This window comes from Rhizobium leguminosarum (assembly GCF_002953715.1).
GTDB classification, from domain to species: domain Bacteria; phylum Pseudomonadota; class Alphaproteobacteria; order Rhizobiales; family Rhizobiaceae; genus Rhizobium; species Rhizobium leguminosarum_V.
In genome coordinates, this window is the sequence record NZ_CP025013.1 from 325,392 (window position 1) to 341,962 (window position 16,571).

The following is a 16,571-nucleotide window of genomic DNA, read 5'->3' on the forward strand; positions in this document are numbered from 1 at the left end:
CTTAGACGAAATGTTTGGCCCATGACAGACCCCACCGACATCGTGCGACGATCGACGATCCTGATCGTCGACGACGAGCCCGCAAATGTTTCGCTGCTGGAGCGCATACTCAAACGCGAAGGCTTCAAGGAACTCATCAGCACCACCGAGCCACGCGAGGCGTTGCGGCTCTTTCGCGAACATCCGGTGGATCTCGTTCTTCTCGACCTGATGATGCCCGATCTCGATGGCTTCGCTCTGCTGGAGACCTTCGCAAGACTTATTCCTGAAAACAGCTATCTGCCGATCCTGGTTCTGACCGCCGATGCAACATTGCCGACGCGCCGGCGGGCGCTTTCTCTCGGTGCGAAGGATTTTCTGACGAAGCCGTTCGATGCGATCGAGGCCATCCTACGCATCTTCAACCTTCTCGAAACCCGTATCCTGACCCTGGAGCTTGCCAAACACGGGCTGGCAACGCCGAAATCAGAGCGTCCCCGGATTGATTGATCGGGATCGATTGATGGCACCAGCCATCTTGGCGCATGGGCGTTGGGCCATCGGCAAAATCGACCGCGCAGTGCGGCGGAAATCGGCCGCAACGAGAGAGACGGCGGTACCAAGCGCGCTGCGCCGATAGTGGGGCCAGCGAGGAAACCGGCCCCACTCAACTCAGAACATGGTGTTCTTGTTTGCCGCCTCTTTCGGAACGGCCTGGATCACGTCCCAGTGCTCGACGATCTTGCCGTCCTTGACGCGGAAAATATCGACGATCGCCTGGCCGAGGTCGCCTGCGCCGTTCGTCGCGTGCACATGCAGCCAGACCAGATCGCCATCGGCGGCGCTGCGGACGATCTCGGCCCGCGATTGGGCATTGTCCTTGAAGAAGCCGGTGAAGAAGGAAATCAAAGGCTTCTTCCCATCGGGAACTTGAGGATTGTGCTGCCGGTAGTCGTCGGCGACGACCGAAGCGGCGACGATATCGTGCTTGTTGAAGAACCGATCGTAGAACTCCACAACCAGCTTCCGGTTGGCTTCCTCGATCTTCAAATCCCGCGAGGCCGATTCAGCAAAAGCGCCGGCTGGCGCGGCGACGCCCGCCAAAATGACGAGTGCGAAAAGCGATTTCCCGAATTTCATGCATCAAGCTCCTTGGTATGGATTCGCGATCTAGTCTAGAAAGCAGACTATGAGAGCTGGTCTATGAAACCTCGACATGCCTAGCAAGAAGGCACGTTTTAGTGGCGAGGTCAGCCGACGATGACCGAGGATGGAGCATGCCCAAGGAAATGGACGAGCCGAAACAACAGCCCGGAGCGGGATGCCCGATCAGAGGCGTGCTCGATCGTATTGGCGATCAATGGAGCCTGCTCACCCTGGAGGCATTGGAAGACGGAAAGAAGCGCTTCAACGAGCTGATGCGCGAGATCGGGGACATATCGAAACAGATGCTGTCCAAGACGTTGAGGCATCTGGAGCAGGACGGCTTCGTGCGGCGCACCGTCTATCCGCAGGTTCCGCCTCGCGTGGAATATGAGCTGACGGAACTGGGGCAATCCTTCCTCATTCCCATGAAAACCCTGATCGGATGGGCCGAGCAGAACCAGCAGGCAATCATTAGCGCGCGGCAACGACACGAAAACGCCTAGTGGCCGTGTTCGTCAGGCCAGCAGAACCTTGCCGCCCGTTCGGAAGGGAAGCGCGGACTGCAGGGCTTGCCGGACATTTTCTAAAGGAAACACCTCCCGTATCTCGGTCGCGATGACCTTCGAAACGATGTGCGCCGCGACCTCGGAATAGGCCTGTTGGACGTCGCCCATAGCTTCGGAATGAACCCATTCCCGCAGGTGAAAATAGGAAAAGGCGATATCGGGATGGGACGCCCAGAATGAATTCGGGATGCTCTGCCCCGAGAGCAGACCGTAATGCACGAAGCGTCCGCCCGGCCGCAGCGCACCGGCGAGGGTCGCGGCGCGCGCACCTCCGACGCAATCGAGCACCGCGTCGAGCCCATGCCGGCCGGCGAGCCCGGCAACCAGATCGCTTTCGCTTTCTTCCCTATCGATGATAACAGCCTCGACCCGGCCGCGCAGGCGCTCAAGTGATCCTTCGCTGCGGACGATCGCCACCGGCTCCACGCCCGCGGCATTGGCGAGGCCGATCAATATTGCTCCGATCGAAGAGGCGGCGGCATTGATGGCGATACGCATGCCGGGCCTCAGCCCGATCTTGGCATGCAGCATCAACCAGGCCGTCATCGGATTGACGTAGCTCGTCGCAGCCTCGAAGTCGGTGAGCTCGTCAGGAACACGAAGGCACCAGCCGGGATCGGTATCCTTGAATTCCTGCCAGCCGCCGGCGCTGCGAACCGGCAGCACGCGTGTTCCCGGGGAAAGCCCATGAACCTCTTCACCGCACTGTTCGACCACGCCGAACGCTTCGAAGCCGGGAATGAAGGGCAATGTCGTGCGCCCGCTATAGGCTCCCGATATGGTTATGATATCGGACGGATTGATCGCCCGTGCCAGCAGACGCACCCTCACCTCGTCGCGCCGCAGCGGCGGCAGCGCAGCCTGCTCGAGTTCGACGACATCCTGAGCCGGGCCGAATTTTCGCACGACTGCCTGATATTGCATTGCATCCCCCACACACTGCGGTTAGATCACCCCGTCGAATTTTCGGTGATCGAATGAGCGTTGACGACAGGCCTTTAGCATCGTTCCGGGTCTCGATGCGAGACATCGACATCTATGGTCATGTCCACAATTCCCGTTATCTCGATTATTGCGAGGATGCGGTCGTCGAGTTTCTGCGACAACGGCAAATTCTCAGCCATTTCCGTCACACCTCCTCCGGCGTCGCCTATCACGTGAAGAAGGCGGAGATCACCTTTCACAGCCCGATCGATCTCGACGATGTCGTCGAGGCGAAGGTGGACGTGGAGAAAATCGGGCGCACGAGCCTGTCCTTTGCCATAGAACTCTTTCGCCAGCGCGATGGCGCTCATTGCGCATCGGCGCATTTCGTCTGGGTCTGCGTCGGCCTCACCGACAGCCGCCCGACGCCGATTCCGGAAGCGACCAGAGCCGCTCTGTCTCCAGGCTGACGGCCGATCCATTCAACCCGCGGGTGTCCATGCCGATTCATGCGCAGCTTCTTCGACATGCAACGGAGACACCGGACAAGCCGGCGCTGGTGATCGACGGGCACTCGCTCAGCTATGGCGAGCTCTATGTGCGCGCCAAGGCAATCTATCGGTTTCTCCAAGATCTCCCTCGCTCGAAGCGCCGCATGCTCGATCTGCCCGGTGTGGAGAAGCTTGCCGCTCTCAGCCTTGGCAACCATATCGGCTTTGCCGAATATTTTGCGGCGGCCACCGCTTTCCCGAATGCTTGCGCGGTCATCGACCCGATGATGCCGGCGGAAAGGATCGAACGCATCATCGAGCGGCTGGCGCCTGATATCTTGATCGCCGACGACAATGCCGGGCCGAGCGCTGAAATTGCCCGGAGACTCGGCATTCCAGTGGTCGCCGCCGGAGCGGAGGCCTTCGACCTCGCCTCGACGGAAGGTGAAGTCGAGCTGCCGGTCGATGCCGACAAGATCTTTCTGATCGGCTTCACGTCAGGGACCACCGCCGAGCCGAAAGCCTATTATCGCTCGCGCGAACAATGGCGCCGCAGCCTCGATCGCGGACGCGTCGTTTTCGAGCTCGAAGACGCGCCGTCGACAATGTGCCCGGGAGCCCTCGCGCATGGCCTGGCGCTTTATGCATTGGTCGAAGCTTTCGATGCCGGGGCAACCTTTCATTCAGTCCGGAAATGGGATCCCGTCGCGGTGGCACGCACGCTCTCCTCCGGGCAAGTCGAACGGCTGGTTGCCGTGCCCACCCATATAGCCGGAATTGCAAGGGCCTGGGCAGGCGAACCCGCTCTGACCTCCCTGCTCGACGTTCTGACCGCCGGCGCAAAGCTCGACAGGAACGGGGTCGAGTCCATGCGCCGACTGTTTCCGAATGCCCGTATCCGCGAATACTACGGCGCGTCCGAGCTGGGTTTCATGACGGTCTCGACCCTTGTCGGCGGCGAGATCGATTTTCCGATCGACCGGGTGGGACAAGCCTATCCCGGCGTGGCAATCTCCATTCGCGATCCCGATGAAAACGATGTCGGGACCGATGTGCCGGGAACTATATTCATCGACAGCGACCTGATCGCGGATGGATATCTCTGGGGCGATGACGGTCAGGCGTTCCGGGTCACAGAAGCTGGAGCGACGGTCGGAGATCTCGGCGAACTCGATGCCAATGGCATGCTGCGGGTGATCGGTAGGGCGGGCGGCATGATGATATCAGGCGGCAACAACGTTTATCCCGCCGAAGTCGAGAGTGCGCTCAAGGCCTGCCCCGGGGTAGAGGATGCCGTTGTCTTCGGGCTGCCGGACGCCTATTTCGGTCAGCGGATCGTCGCCGTCGTCTCGGGAGAGACGATGGACCCGAAAATCCTGGCCGGTCATTGCGCGCAGATGCTTGGGAAGTACAAGATCCCCAAGCAATTCTACCATATAAAGTCCTGGCCGATGACGAGCAGCGGGAAGATCTCGAGGGGGCAAGTGGAGCGGGCCGTGGTTTCTGGAGACGATCTTGTCCTACGCCTTTCAGCCTGACGAGGATTGGCAGCCAGTCGTGGTTGCAGCCTACCGGTCGCCGATCGGCCGGGCTTTCGGGTCGCTTGCGACTGTCGCGGCGGAAGACCTGCTTGTGCCGATCATTCATCGGATCCTTTCGGAAACCGGAATTGCACCCGACACCATAGACGACGTTCTGGTGGGTAACGCCGCAGGCGGCGGCGGAAACATCGCGCGGCTGGCAGCCCTCACCGCAGGTCTGCCCATGGCGGTTCCGGGCGTGACCATCGATCGGCAATGCGGTTCGGGCCTGGAAGCGATCATCACGGCAGCCCGGCTGATCCAGGCGAAAGCCGGTTCGTGCTTTCTGGCCGGCGGCGTGGAGAGCGTCAGCACCGCGCCATGGCGCGTCGAAAGACCAAAGGCGAATGGGATGCCGCCGCGATTTTACGGGCGCGCCCGGTTTTCTCCTGAAACGATCGGCGATCCGGAAATGGGAATTGCCGCCGAAAACGTTGCGCGTCAATTCGGCATATTGCGCCAGAGACAGGATGAATTCGCCCTGCGCAGCCACCGGCTCGCCGTGCAGGCGGCCGAGGCGGGCATCTTTCGGCCCGAGACTGTCGAAATTTCCACCGGCCGTGGTCTGGTCGAACGGGACGAGTGCCCACGCGTCTCCACATCTCTTGAGGCTCTCGCAAACCTCCGGCCGGTTTTCATGGCCGATGGTTCGGTGACAGCAGGCAATGCCTGCCCGCTGAACGACGGCGCCTGCCTGGTGCTTGTCATGAGCCGCGCAATGGCGAGAAGCATGGGCATCGAAAAGGGTCTTGCCTTCATCGACAGCGCCGCTGCCGGTGTGGATCCCAATCTGCTCGGCATCGGGCCGGTCGCTTCGACCAGGAAGCTGCTGCAGCGTCAACCCGGGCTCTCGCTTTCCGACATCAATGCCATCGAATTCAACGAGGCCTTCGCGGCCCAGGTTCTGGCATCGCTGGATCAGCTCGAGATCCCTGCCGACACGATCAACAGGAACGGCGGAGCAATTGCCTTGGGCCATCCGTTCGGCGCCTCCGGCGCAATCCTCGTTACCCGACTATACAGCCAGCTGATCCGCGACCTCAGCGGATGGGCGCCGGGCACGACCGGCCTGGCGATGATCGGTATCGGCGGAGGCATCGGGCTGACTGCCATGTTCGAGGCTACCCAGCTTTCCTGATCCGCCGAAGGCGCAGACAGTCAGGCGGCGGCGCGTTTGTGATCTGCCGGATGCTGAAGCCGAAAGCCGATCGCCAGCCTGTTCCACGCGTTGATCATCGCAACACCGATCGAAAGGGCCACGAGCTCGTCATCCGAGAAGTTGGCGTGCGCCTCTTCATAAACATCATCCGGCGCATGGCTTTTCGCGATCTGAGTGAGAGCCTCGGCCCAGGCGAGTGCGGCCCGCTCCCGAGTGGTGAAGAGCTGCGACTCCCGCCACGCGTTCAGAAGCAGCAGCCGGTCATCCGTTTCGCCGAGCTTCAGCGCGTCCTGGCGGTGCATGTGCAGGCAGTGAGCGCATCCATTCATCTGGGAAACGCGCACTTTGACGAGTTCGAGTAGCTTCGGATCGAAGCTTTTGGCAATCCAGCCTTCAACGGCCACGAGGCCGTCGATGCCGCTGTTCTTATGGGCCATGAAATTCAGACGCTTGATCATTCTTATCTCCATCGTGAGAGGATTGATGACGCAAGCCTCGGCTTGCAGGCCAGTGAATACGCCTCGCCTTCCGGGTCGACTATCTGCCCCAACGGTACATCAGGCCGATGCCTGTCGACGTGATGTTCCGCCATTTCGGCCGACTGCCTCGACCGCAGAGCCAGCTGGCCTACTACGTTCGCATAGGGTGACAGCGACCGAGGAAGAATAGTTTGGGGCCGCGATCCGGCGCATCCTCCTGCCCATCGGTTACATCGGCCGCACCGGCGACGGTCCCGATGAAGTCGCTTCGCTCATCGAGGACGGTGGGCATGCCGAGCAGTTGCCTGCTCGCTTTCAAGTCAACAACGGCAAGTCACCAGAGGACATCCTCGTAAAGGACAAGGAGACTACCCATGAAAATCGTCGTTATCGGCGGCACCGGCCTCATCGGCTCAAAGACCGTGGAAAGATTGCGCAACAAGGGGCACGAGGTGTTGGCGGCTTCGCCGAACTCGGGTGTGGACACGATCACCGGCAAAGGCCTGGCGGAAGCGCTCGCCGGGGCACAGGTGGTTCTCGATCTCGCAAACTCGCCCTCGTTCGAGGACAAGGCCGTCCTGGAATTCTTCCAGACGTCGGGCCGCAATCTGCTCAAGGCAGGGGCTGCCGCCGGCGTCAAGCATCACATCGCTCTGTCGATCGTCGGCATGGAGCGGCTGCAGGGCAGCGGCTACATGCGCGCCAAGATGGCCCAGGAAGAGCTGATCAAGAGCTCCGGCATACCCTACACCATCGTGCACTCCACCCAGTTCCATGAATTCATGGCTGGCATCGCCCAGTCGGGTACCGTCGGCCAGACCGTGCATCTGTCGCCTGCCTACGTGCAGCCGATCGCCTCGGACGACGTCGCCGACGTCATGGCCGAGGTGGCGCTCGGCAAGCCTGTGAACGGCACGATCGAGATCGGCGGGCCGGAGAAAGTCCGCCTCACCGAAATCGTGACTCGTCTCTTCAAGGCGACGAACGATCCGCGGCAAGTGGTGGCGGATCCGCACGCCCGCTATTTCGGCGTGGAGCTCGAGGATAATTCGCTCGTGACCGGCGCCAAGGCGCGGCTTGGCCAGATCCGCTTCGACGATTGGCTGAGCCGGCAGCCGCCTCAGAAAAAGAGCGCCTGATACCGGGCGCCCGACCCATTCCCATCAACGCAGGAGACCAGACATGCTCAGAAAAATCATCTCGGCGGCGGCGCTCGCCATTGTCCTTGCCGCCGGCACTCAGGCTCACGCCGCGGGCGGCGACGCGAAAGTAAGCGTCGTTTTCGACCAGAAGCTTCCGAATGTTCCCGGCAAGAGCATGCGGGGGGTGCTCGTCGAATATGCGCCGGGCGGCTCCTCGCCCGGTCATACGCACCCGGCTTCGGCCTTCATCTATGCCACTGTCCTCGAAGGGGCGATCACCAGCAAGGTGAATGACGGGCCGGAGAAGATCTACAAGGCCGGCGAAAGCTTTCCCGAATTTCCTGGCGATCATCACAGCGTCAGCAAAAACGCCAGCAAGACAAAGCGGGCGCGCCTGCTTGCGGTGTTCGTGCTGGATACCGACGAGACGGAACTGACGATCGACGACAAGTGACGCCATGCTCGATGCCCGGCGACGCCGGGCATCGATTTCCCGCCGTGTTTCAGGCCGCCTGCAGCGCAAGTTCCAGGTCGGCGATCAGATCGTCCGGATGCTCGATGCCGATCGAAAGGCGGATGGTCGATTCCAGAACGCCGATGCGCTGGCGGACATCGGCGGGCACGCCGGAATGCGTCATCGTGGCCGGATGGCTCGCAAGCGATTCCGTGCCGCCGAGGCTGACTGCGAGCTTGAAGATCTGCAGCGCATTCAGGAATTTGAACGAGGCGGGCTGGCCGCCGCGGATGTCGAAAGAGAAGGTGGAGCCGGCACCGGTGCATTGCGCGACGAAGGTCCGGCCGGCCGGCGATTCCGGATCGTGGTAGGGCAGGTAGTGAACCTTCTCGACTTTCGGGTGATCGCGCAGATAGTCGGCGACGGCACGCGCGTTGCTGTTTGCCCGCTCCATGCGCAGTTGCAGCGTTTCCAGCGAACGGCCGAGCATCCAGCAGGAATGTGGATCGAGCTGGGTGCCGATCGCGCCGCGCAGGGCCTTGATCTGCTTGATCACCGCCTTTCGACCGAGAACGGCGCCGGCGATCAGATCCGAATGACCACCGACATATTTCGTCAGCGAATAGAGCGAGATATCGGCGCCGTGCTCGATCGGCCGCTGGAAGACTGGTCCGAGCAGGGTGTTGTCGCAGACGATGATCGGCATATGGCCCTGTCTTGCACCAATCATGTCGGCCACGCGTCGGATCATTGCGACATCGACCAGACTGTTGGTGGGATTGGCAGGCGTCTCGATCAGGATGACGGAGACGCGGCCCTTGGCCATCGCCTCTTCTGCCGCCTTTTGCACCGATCCTTCGCTGACGCCGTCGGCAAATCCAATGGCGGCGACGCCGAAGTTCAGAAAAGTCTTTGCCAGCAACGTTTCGGTTCCCCCGTAGAGCGGCTGCGAATGCAGGATCGCATCCCCCGGCCGGACGAAGGCGAACAGAGTGGTGGCGATCGCCGCCATGCCGGATGAAAACAGCACGCCGCTTTCCGTCCGTTCGTAGACGGCGAGCCTATCTTCGACGATCTCGCTGTTTGGATGGTTGAATCGCGAGTAGACGAGGCCTGCCCCCTTCCCCTCGGGCGGCTCGCGACGGCCCGACACGTAATCGAAGAAGTCGCGTCCATCCTCGGCTGTCTTGAACACGAAAGTGGAGGTGAGAAAAACCGGTGGCTTGACCGCCCCTTCCGAAAGTTCGGGATCGTAGCCGTAGTTCAGCATCTGCGTCTCGGGATGCAGCGCATGATTGCCGATATGAGTTTTGGAAGGATGCGGGGCGGTCATCATCGTCTCCTGTGTCGGGACTGCAGAAATGCCAGAATACATCAAAACCATATGAGGGGAGCAATCATCGCGGTCAGCTCATAGTCTTGCCCAGAGTGTCGGCGACATGGGCCCCGCGCGATCCCATCGGCAGCGGCGCTCCCGTCGTCGTGTCCTTCGCGGTCTGATGCTCCAGTTCGGCGTTAAGCTCTCCTCCGATGATGAGAATGACGACGGAAAGCCAGATCCAGATGAGGAAGCCGATCAGTGCGCCGAGCGTGCCGTATGTCGCGTTGTAATTGGCGAAATGATCCAGATAGTAGGAGAAGCCGAGGGACATGGCGGTCCAGGCGACCGTGGTTAGAGCAGCGCCCCACGTCATCCACCGCAGCTTGGCAGGCTCCCGGCTGGGCCCGAAGCGGTAGACTGATGTAACGGCCACCGCGACGACCAGCAGAAGCAGCGGCCATCGCATGAGAAGGGCCATGTGCTCCTTGAATTGATCGAGCCAGAGATAGGAGAGGACAATGGGCATGATCCCGACGAGCGCCACCATGACCACCGTCAAAAGCACCGCGCATAAGGTGAAGCAGAGGCCGATCAGGTTCAATCGGATAAGCCCCCGCTTCTCCTCCTCCTCATAGGCCACGTTCATCGCGTCGAAGATCGCCAGCGTGCCGCTATGCGTGCTCCAGAGGGCGATGCCAAGACCGACGAAGAAGGTGATGCCGAGCGTAGCGTCGCGCCGATTGACGAGTTCCTTGATCTGGTTGGCAAGAAGATCGAACGCTCCTGATGGCAGGAGGCCGGCCAATTCGCGAAGATGTTCGGATATGGTGGCCGGATCTGCAACCAGCCCGTAGAGTGATACCAAAGCCGCCATGGCTGGAAACAGCGCCAGCAGCAGATAAAAGGTTACGCCCGCGGCAATCAGCGTGACCCGGTCGGCGAGGACCTCGTGGAAGACGCGCCAGAACACGTCGCGAAGGCCGCTGAGAGGGATGGCCTCGGGCGTGCTGGCGCTGCGGCCATGATCGTCACCTGCGCGGCCGGTATCCGCAGAAGGAGCGACCAACCTGCGCTCAGTTGCCTGCATCAAGACAAATACGCCAATCGCGGCGGCCATCATTGTCGCCGCAATGGGGAATTTCTTGAGGTGAAGTACATCTGGCATGAGGATGTTCTCCGATCTGGTGCGGAGATAACGCAGGGTGCCGCTAAAGGATGCAAGCCCTTGCTTTCCTGCGGACATTTAAGCCGGAGCCCGAGATCAGTCCGCTTCCCCCCGGTCGAGTCAGGCGGCAGGGATTTAAGGGTGATTGAGGGCTCGTCAAGCCGCGCCGCCACTGCGGTCAGTATCGCCTAAATCAAAGGATCTTAAGTAGCTCTAAAAATTATAACTCATTGATATAATGACGATCGTCTCCTGCTACGGAAGCGAACCTGGACTTTAGTTTCGTTACTGCGTTGCTGGGTGTTTTTTTCACAAGTCTACCGATAAGGCGGCTTGGCGGCCGCGAGGCGGTAGATTGGTTGCGCGACTCATATCGGAGACGCGACTTGGACCCGAATTCCACCTGCTGCCATCCGATACCAGCGCCTGTCGGCGACCGCCACCTGCGGCCGACGCGCTGTGCAGCAAGCCCGCTAAAACAATAGCGCCGGTGACAATGGCGTGCAATAGCCGTTTACGTTATCAACGGGCAAATGCCAGGTTTGCCCCTGCGAGCCGATTGCACTCGCTCGCCGCGCCTCATGGCTAAGCGTCGTCGAGACCGAGACCGAGACCGAGACCGAGACCGAGACAGTGCCCTGCCCGCGGGCGCGATCTCGATGGCCACGGTGGTTGCTTGATAGCGTCTCGGTAATCGGCAGAACGCGCATCGCGACCGCCAAGTCGCCACGCGATAGCAACTGTGTGGCAAGGCGGTGGCGACAGGATGCGCGCTGCTCCGGACGTCGGTCAGCCCGCAGCCTGGCGTTACGTGCCATCGGCGCCCCTCCCCGACTGTCACTGGCAGCGCTGCTCCGGCAGTTCATTGCCGGGTATCTCCAGCACCCCTTTGTAAGGCGCAGGATCATCTCCTGCCATAGCAGATCGGCGATGGTCGGCGCTGGGTCATGTGCGCTGACGGACTGCCGGTCGATATCAGCGGCCACCCGTTCGCAATGAGCTGATGCGTCGGAAAGCCTCGGCTGTGACCTGCCGATCCCGTAGGTCGCAAGGCAGCCCCTCCCCTGGCGCGTGATCCTTCCGCTCGGTCGCATGAAGAGCCGAATGCGGTGGCAGCGAGACAGCCGTCCTGTCGATCGGCTATCGCGCGGAAGGCGCAGCTTCAATGACGTGAGGACAGTCGACTCTCCGGTCTTCCCTCTGGCGATTACGTGAATCCTTGCAGGCCGAATGTGGCCTGACCGTACCGTTGTCCGCGGACAACCGGATGATCAACCTGGTGGCTGTCAGGTCGCTTGCACCCGAGCCGATCTCCGCAGCAATTGGTTCGCGCGGCCAGGAGAATATCCCTGATATCGCCCTGCTGATGGATGCCATGGACTTGCGGCAATACGGACGCCTCGATGGCTCTGCCCGGTATTGTAGGGCAGCGGTCCCATGCGCCTTGCCGAACAGGCGTGGCGCATTTGGCTCCAAGAGTTTCGAGGATCTCTGTCGGGTCTGCGGACAGGTCCGCGATACCAAGAACTTGCCCGGCGTTTAGGGAGGAGCAGAACATTGCCAATTCGAAGAGATGCGGGCTGCGGCTTCGGTCACCGAAAGGGATTCGCGGCAAGGATGGCATGGCGCCGCGGTGGCGTCATCCTTGTCGCTCTTGCGCCTCCTTGATTAGGCGGTAATCGAGGCCGCCCGTCGCCCGGCCGAGGTTGTTTGGCCAAGCCTCGGCCGCAACGCCGGGGCAAATCGGGCAAGCGGGGCGGCGGTCAGCACTGTCCTTCGAGGCCTCTGGGGCTGGAGAGAGGGCGGTAGGTGACGGCGGCGAAATCAGCAGCGTGTCAGCCCGCGGGGCATCGATCGGTTTGTCCGTCCAAGCCTGCCGATGGGTCCTCCTTCCTGAACTTTGCAGGTCAAAGGCCGAGGCCTCGAATGATGCAGCGGATGGCGGAAAGCCGGTGGCGGCATCCGCATGTGGTGGGCGGATGGTCGGATGTTCTGGTCGTCGTTGGTCGTTGACGCCAGATCGCCCAGCGTAGCGATTGCCTTGTTCGATATCTCGGTCAATTCGAGTTCAGTCAGATGGAGACAAGCGAGGCCACGCTCGGAGCGGGCGAAGGGTTGGGCAAGTGGATTCCAGGGCGGATCGTCGTCGATCATCGAGGCAATCTCCATTCGCTCGTCCGGGTTCTTGGCGGACCAGCAGTGCTGTCCCCTGCCCTCATCGATCAATTCGTGTGGAGCAGGTCGGCCCGCTGAAAGCTGTTGAACTCCCTCCGCCGCATCACTGGCAGCAAGTTGTCCGCGGACAACCCCTCGTCTAGCCCTGATCGCGTGCGAGTTAGGGCGGTACTTACCTGACCCTTCGTCTGCGACATCCGCGCAGCCGCCAGGCTTGAATTTGCCGCATTGCGACATTACCTCGTGATGGACCGAAGCGCTTTCCCCTCCTAGCCGCTTCGGTCCGACGGACAGTACGTCTCCTCCCAGGCTGTCGGTCACTTTCGAAGCCCGGCGCATCTCTCCCGCGCCGGGCTTTTGTCATTCTGGCAACTCGCCGTCGGACAGGCAGCCATCCTCACCTTCCATTCGTGCAGATCCGACCTCGCGAGATGTGTCGAGATCAGGGACGCTCGGGCCGGCGATTGGTTGTCTGTGCCGCCGATTTGTGCCGCGGCCTCCGTATCGCCTCCAGCAGGAGGGCCGCGCGTGGTGCCTTGTGAGGTCGCTGGCGAGCAAGCCGCGCGTCTAGAGCGCCGCCGACCGACGATGGCGCGGTCGCCGCGCTTGCTGATCTCAGCCGCCGAGTGCGTTAGCCAGGGTCGCGCCAGCCTATTGGAATCGATCAAGTCAGCTGTTGTGCGCCATATCTGACGCATGTTGGCCACAGCATTTCAACACGCCGTCGACGCCCAATCCGATCTCGATCTCAGTCGGTATAACGTGGCTCCGATCCTTGCCGCGCGCTTGCTGGCACCGAGAGATGATGGATGTTGATTCCATGCCCTCCAGCACTGGGCAGGGTAGGGTGCCGCTGGTTCGACTAGACTAGGTTTCGAGATGGCTGGATTCGAGGGTGGGGCTCTGAGCGCGTTGTCGCCCATGCCTTGCGCCGGTTGTTGGGCGTTGCGACGTCATCGTCGGTCAGAAGTACGGCTAGCTGATTGCGTCGGTCGAAGGAAGGATGGCGTCGGGGACGTCAAGCTCTTCAGTGCCGCGGCGCGCTACGGCACTCCCGTTCCCCGCAGTGATGGGCGGTCGGTATTGCGGAAGCGGCGCTGATGGCTCAGGCGTCGTCATAGCAGAGCGCCCATTGGTCGCCGATATGCCAGCAGCGCCCTATCCGCGGCTCCGTCTTCCAGAGCAGGCTTTTGACGAACTCGATGCCGCCGCGCCTGAAGGCGGCGGTCAGCGCTTCGATCTCGCTATCGTCGATTGCCAATCCACCGTTGGCGCAGACGAAATAGGCTGTGCCGATCCAACGCGCCGGAAATCCACCCTCACCGCGCTCAATACGAAGTGCAGCGCCATGGGACGCATGACGGCCGCCTTTCGGCGGTCGGTCCTGGCGCGGTACGCCGAGTGGCAGCACCAGACGCCCTCCAGGTCGCAGCCTTTCGATCCAGGGTGCCGCGGGGCGCGCGACGGCGAAATTCACATAGATCGCATCCACCTCTTGCTGCGGCCATTGACTGCCGTCGGCGTTAACGACGCTGATATTGGCCCGATCAGCAAGCGCTGCTTGAGCGTGGGCAGCCAGATCGGGATCCATCTCGACGGCATAGACGTGACCGGAAGTGCCGACAAGCTCCGAAAGAATGGCGCTGTAATAGCCGGTGCCGGCACCGATATGGGCGATGCGATCGCCGATTCGTATGTCCAGCTCTGCCAGGAGTCGGGCATGCAGTGAGGGACTGCCATTGTTGACACCATTGTGGGGCTGCAGGGCGAATAGCACGTCCTGATAGGCCAGAACCAAGTCGGAGGAGGGGAGGGGGCGATATCCTCCGCCCAGGTTGGCGATCTGCCATGGCGGCGCCCCGAGGAATTTTTCGCGCGGGACGGTGGCAAAGGCAGCTTCGATCCGCGGGTTCGTCGTTGCGGCGGTTGCCACCACCTGATGGGCGTAAGCGCGGCGGATCACCGCCAGTTCGTCGGCCGTGAACATCGCAGTCGGCATGGGCAAATCTCCCGGCATGCTTTGACCTGTTCCTTTTTTACGTCTTTGCGGCTCCAATTCCATCACTATCCCGATGCTTGATCTCTATGCGTGGTGGATAGCCTTCTCGGAGAGGGAAACTCGTGACGGAAGCTAGTCGCTAATTCGCTTCCATTACAGAAAAGTATGCTGTTTCTTCATGAGGTTAATATTCCCCCGGCTGCGAATTGGACCGGGCGACGCTGAACCGGTCCAGCCCTTGGATGCCAAGCACTCCCACAGCGCCATCGACACGTTTCAGGCGTCGGGTTTCTTGTGGTGCCCAGCCTCTACTCTGTAACGCTTCTTGATCCTATCGACGGGCGTCCCGTCCCGAAGCGGAACCTGGACCAGCCGATCATAGGTCTCGAAGCCCATCTTTGCGTAATAGCCAAGGCCGCTGACGTTGTCGGCGCGAATGGTGGCATTGATGAATTCGAGCCCGAATTCTTCCGCTGCCGCTCGGGTTGCGGGGAAGAGAGCGGTGCCGACGCCCGCGGCCCTTGGGTTCATGCGGGCAAAGGTCGCGATGTCGGCGAAACCTTTCGGCGGGTCGCCGTATAAGCTCAGCGACTGAAAACCGACGAGCGACTGATCGTGCTCTGCAACATGGCAGGTCAGAGGAAACTCGCCATCGATGAACCAGTCCGCGAACTCGGCAGCTGAAAGCGGTGTCTCGAGTGCGGTCGTTCCGCCGGCTCGGATGATCTCGTTCAGGAGACTGCTCAGCTTCTCCGCGTCGGCGGAGACGGCTCTTCGAATGTGCATGTCTCGGCTACCTCGTCTTCGACCAACAGCCTGGTGGCGAGGCTAGAGAGTATAAGTCAGCGTTTCGTCTGCAAGGGCAAATTCCGGTTCCGCGTTCGACGGACTACTCCGGGCGTGTCGTCTTCAGGCGTTCAGGCGCTGCTGCGTCTCCCGGTCGAAGAAATGAACCTTGGCGGTTTCGAAAGAGAGCTTCACCCGCTGCTCCGGAGCCAGTTCGACACGTTCGCGAACGACCCATGTCAGCTCCCTGCCTTCGAGCTCCACGGCGACATGGGTTTCCGATCCCGTCGGTTCGACCACCTTGACGACTGCATCCACGCCGTTCTCACCGCCGAAGGTGATGTCTTCGGGACGAATACCCAGCGTCAGCGGTCTGTTGGCGGAATTGGCCGGAGCCCGCGAGAGGGGTACACGGGAACCGCCCGGCAGCGACAATAGAGGCGTCCCGACACCGTCAATCGTCCCCTCGAGAAAGTTCATCGCGGGGGAACCGAGGAAACCTGCGACAAAGATGTTGCGTGGTCGGTCGTAGAGTTCGAGTGGACTGCCGATCTGTTCGACGCGACCGCCGTGGAGCACGACGATCTTGTCAGCCATGGTCATGGCTTCGATCTGGTCGTGGGTGACGTAAACGATTGTGGTCTTCAGGCGCTGGTGCAGAGCCTTGATCTCCGCTCTCATCTTCACGCGCAGTTTCGCATCCAGATTGGAGAGTGGTTCGTCGAAGAGAAAGACTTTCGGATCTCGCACGATGGCGCGGCCCATCGCGACGCGCTGTCGCTGTCCGCCCGACAGCTGAGCCGGCTTTCGATCGAGAAGCGGCTGCAATCCGAGAATTGCTGCGGCCTCACCGACCTTCTGTTCGATTTCCGGTCGCTTGACCCCGGCGAGCTCGAGCGCAAATCCCATGTTCTGGGAGACCGTCATCTGCGGGTACAACGCATAGTTCTGGAAGACCATCGCGATATCGCGATCCTTCGGCTGCAGATTGTTCACGACCCGGCCGTCGATGCTGATTTGACCGGCGGTGATATCCTCGAGCCCCGCAATCATGCGCAGCAATGTCGACTTGCCGCAGCCGGAGGGACCGACGAGAATGGTAAATTCACCATCGGCGATCTCGACGTCGACGCCATGAATGATGTCGACCGTGCCGAAGGACTTCTTGACGTTTCTGATGCTCAAGCCAGACATTTCGTACCCCT

Annotated in this window: 15 protein-coding genes; 7 read left to right on the forward strand and 8 right to left on the reverse strand. The window is 61.2% G+C overall.

Annotated features, from left to right (window positions below):
• Positions 1-21 precede the first annotated feature (21 nt).
• Entirely contained in the window at positions 22-489 is a 468-nt protein-coding gene (locus CUJ84_RS25800) for a response regulator (protein WP_105008542.1), read from the forward strand.
• Positions 490-651: 162 nt separating this feature from the next.
• On the opposite strand, the gene CUJ84_RS25805 is transcribed toward CUJ84_RS25800, so the two are convergent.
• Entirely contained in the window at positions 652-1,119 is a 468-nt protein-coding gene (locus CUJ84_RS25805; protein WP_105008543.1) for a nuclear transport factor 2 family protein, read from the reverse strand.
• A gap of 137 nt (positions 1,120-1,256) precedes the next feature.
• Here CUJ84_RS25805 and CUJ84_RS25810 point away from each other — a divergent pair, with 137 nt between their 5' ends.
• Entirely contained in the window at positions 1,257-1,628 is a 372-nt protein-coding gene (locus CUJ84_RS25810) for a winged helix-turn-helix transcriptional regulator (protein WP_105008544.1), read from the forward strand.
• Positions 1,629-1,640: 12 nt separating this feature from the next.
• Here the strand turns inward: CUJ84_RS25810 and CUJ84_RS25815 are convergent, their stop codons facing one another.
• The gene (locus tag CUJ84_RS25815) at positions 1,641-2,615 is read right to left on the reverse strand and encodes a zinc-dependent alcohol dehydrogenase family protein (protein WP_105008545.1); all 975 of its coding nucleotides are present in this window, start codon (positions 2,613-2,615) and stop codon (positions 1,641-1,643) included.
• 53 nt (positions 2,616-2,668) lie between these two features.
• Here CUJ84_RS25815 and CUJ84_RS25820 point away from each other — a divergent pair, with 53 nt between their 5' ends.
• The 3 genes from CUJ84_RS25820 to CUJ84_RS25830 are packed head-to-tail and all read left to right on the forward strand — an operon-like array spanning position 2,669 to position 5,824.
• Positions 2,669-3,085 (forward strand): acyl-CoA thioesterase, encoded by a 417-nt coding sequence (locus tag CUJ84_RS25820; RefSeq protein ID WP_105008546.1) that lies wholly within the window; start codon positions 2,669-2,671, stop codon positions 3,083-3,085.
• Between the two features lie 29 nt (positions 3,086-3,114).
• Positions 3,115-4,644, forward strand: coding sequence for a class I adenylate-forming enzyme family protein (locus CUJ84_RS25825; protein ID WP_105008547.1), 1,530 nt, complete (start codon positions 3,115-3,117; stop codon positions 4,642-4,644).
• Complete coding sequence (locus CUJ84_RS25830) at positions 4,622-5,824, forward strand: thiolase family protein (protein ID WP_105008548.1); 1,203 nt, start codon at positions 4,622-4,624, stop codon at positions 5,822-5,824. The genes CUJ84_RS25825 and CUJ84_RS25830 overlap by 23 nt, the downstream gene beginning before the upstream one ends.
• Positions 5,825-5,844: 20 nt before the next feature.
• On the opposite strand, the gene CUJ84_RS25835 is transcribed toward CUJ84_RS25830, so the two are convergent.
• Positions 5,845-6,303 (reverse strand): carboxymuconolactone decarboxylase family protein, encoded by a 459-nt coding sequence (locus CUJ84_RS25835; RefSeq protein WP_033183044.1) that lies wholly within the window; start codon positions 6,301-6,303, stop codon positions 5,845-5,847.
• A gap of 395 nt (positions 6,304-6,698) precedes the next feature.
• On the opposite strand from CUJ84_RS25835, the gene CUJ84_RS25840 reads away from it, so the two are divergent.
• Together CUJ84_RS25840 and CUJ84_RS25845 are read left to right on the forward strand one after the other, a co-directional pair.
• Positions 6,699-7,463, forward strand: coding sequence for an SDR family oxidoreductase (locus CUJ84_RS25840; protein ID WP_105008549.1), 765 nt, complete (start codon positions 6,699-6,701; stop codon positions 7,461-7,463).
• A gap of 43 nt (positions 7,464-7,506) precedes the next feature.
• Positions 7,507-7,920 carry a cupin domain-containing protein gene (locus CUJ84_RS25845; protein ID WP_105008550.1) on the forward strand — a complete coding sequence of 138 codons (414 nt, stop codon included), beginning with the start codon at positions 7,507-7,509 and terminating at the stop codon, positions 7,918-7,920.
• Between the two features lie 49 nt (positions 7,921-7,969).
• Here CUJ84_RS25845 and CUJ84_RS25850 read toward each other — a convergent pair whose 3' ends face one another.
• From CUJ84_RS25850 to CUJ84_RS25880, 5 genes are all read right to left on the reverse strand, one after another.
• Entirely contained in the window at positions 7,970-9,253 is a 1,284-nt protein-coding gene (locus CUJ84_RS25850) for a cystathionine gamma-synthase family protein (RefSeq protein ID WP_105008551.1), read from the reverse strand.
• A gap of 73 nt (positions 9,254-9,326) precedes the next feature.
• Positions 9,327-10,406, reverse strand: a complete 1,080-nt coding sequence (locus tag CUJ84_RS25855; protein WP_105009167.1) for a YihY/virulence factor BrkB family protein — start codon at positions 10,404-10,406, stop codon at positions 9,327-9,329.
• Positions 10,407-13,686: 3,280 nt separating this feature from the next.
• Complete coding sequence (locus tag CUJ84_RS25870) at positions 13,687-14,598, reverse strand: protein-L-isoaspartate O-methyltransferase family protein (RefSeq protein ID WP_105008554.1); 912 nt, start codon at positions 14,596-14,598, stop codon at positions 13,687-13,689.
• Between the two features lie 258 nt (positions 14,599-14,856).
• The gene (locus CUJ84_RS25875) at positions 14,857-15,366 is read right to left on the reverse strand and encodes a GNAT family N-acetyltransferase (protein ID WP_105008555.1); all 510 of its coding nucleotides are present in this window, start codon (positions 15,364-15,366) and stop codon (positions 14,857-14,859) included.
• Positions 15,367-15,489: 123 nt separating this feature from the next.
• The gene (locus tag CUJ84_RS25880) at positions 15,490-16,560 is read right to left on the reverse strand and encodes an ABC transporter ATP-binding protein (RefSeq protein WP_105008556.1); all 1,071 of its coding nucleotides are present in this window, start codon (positions 16,558-16,560) and stop codon (positions 15,490-15,492) included.
• Positions 16,561-16,571: the final 11 nt, after the last annotated feature.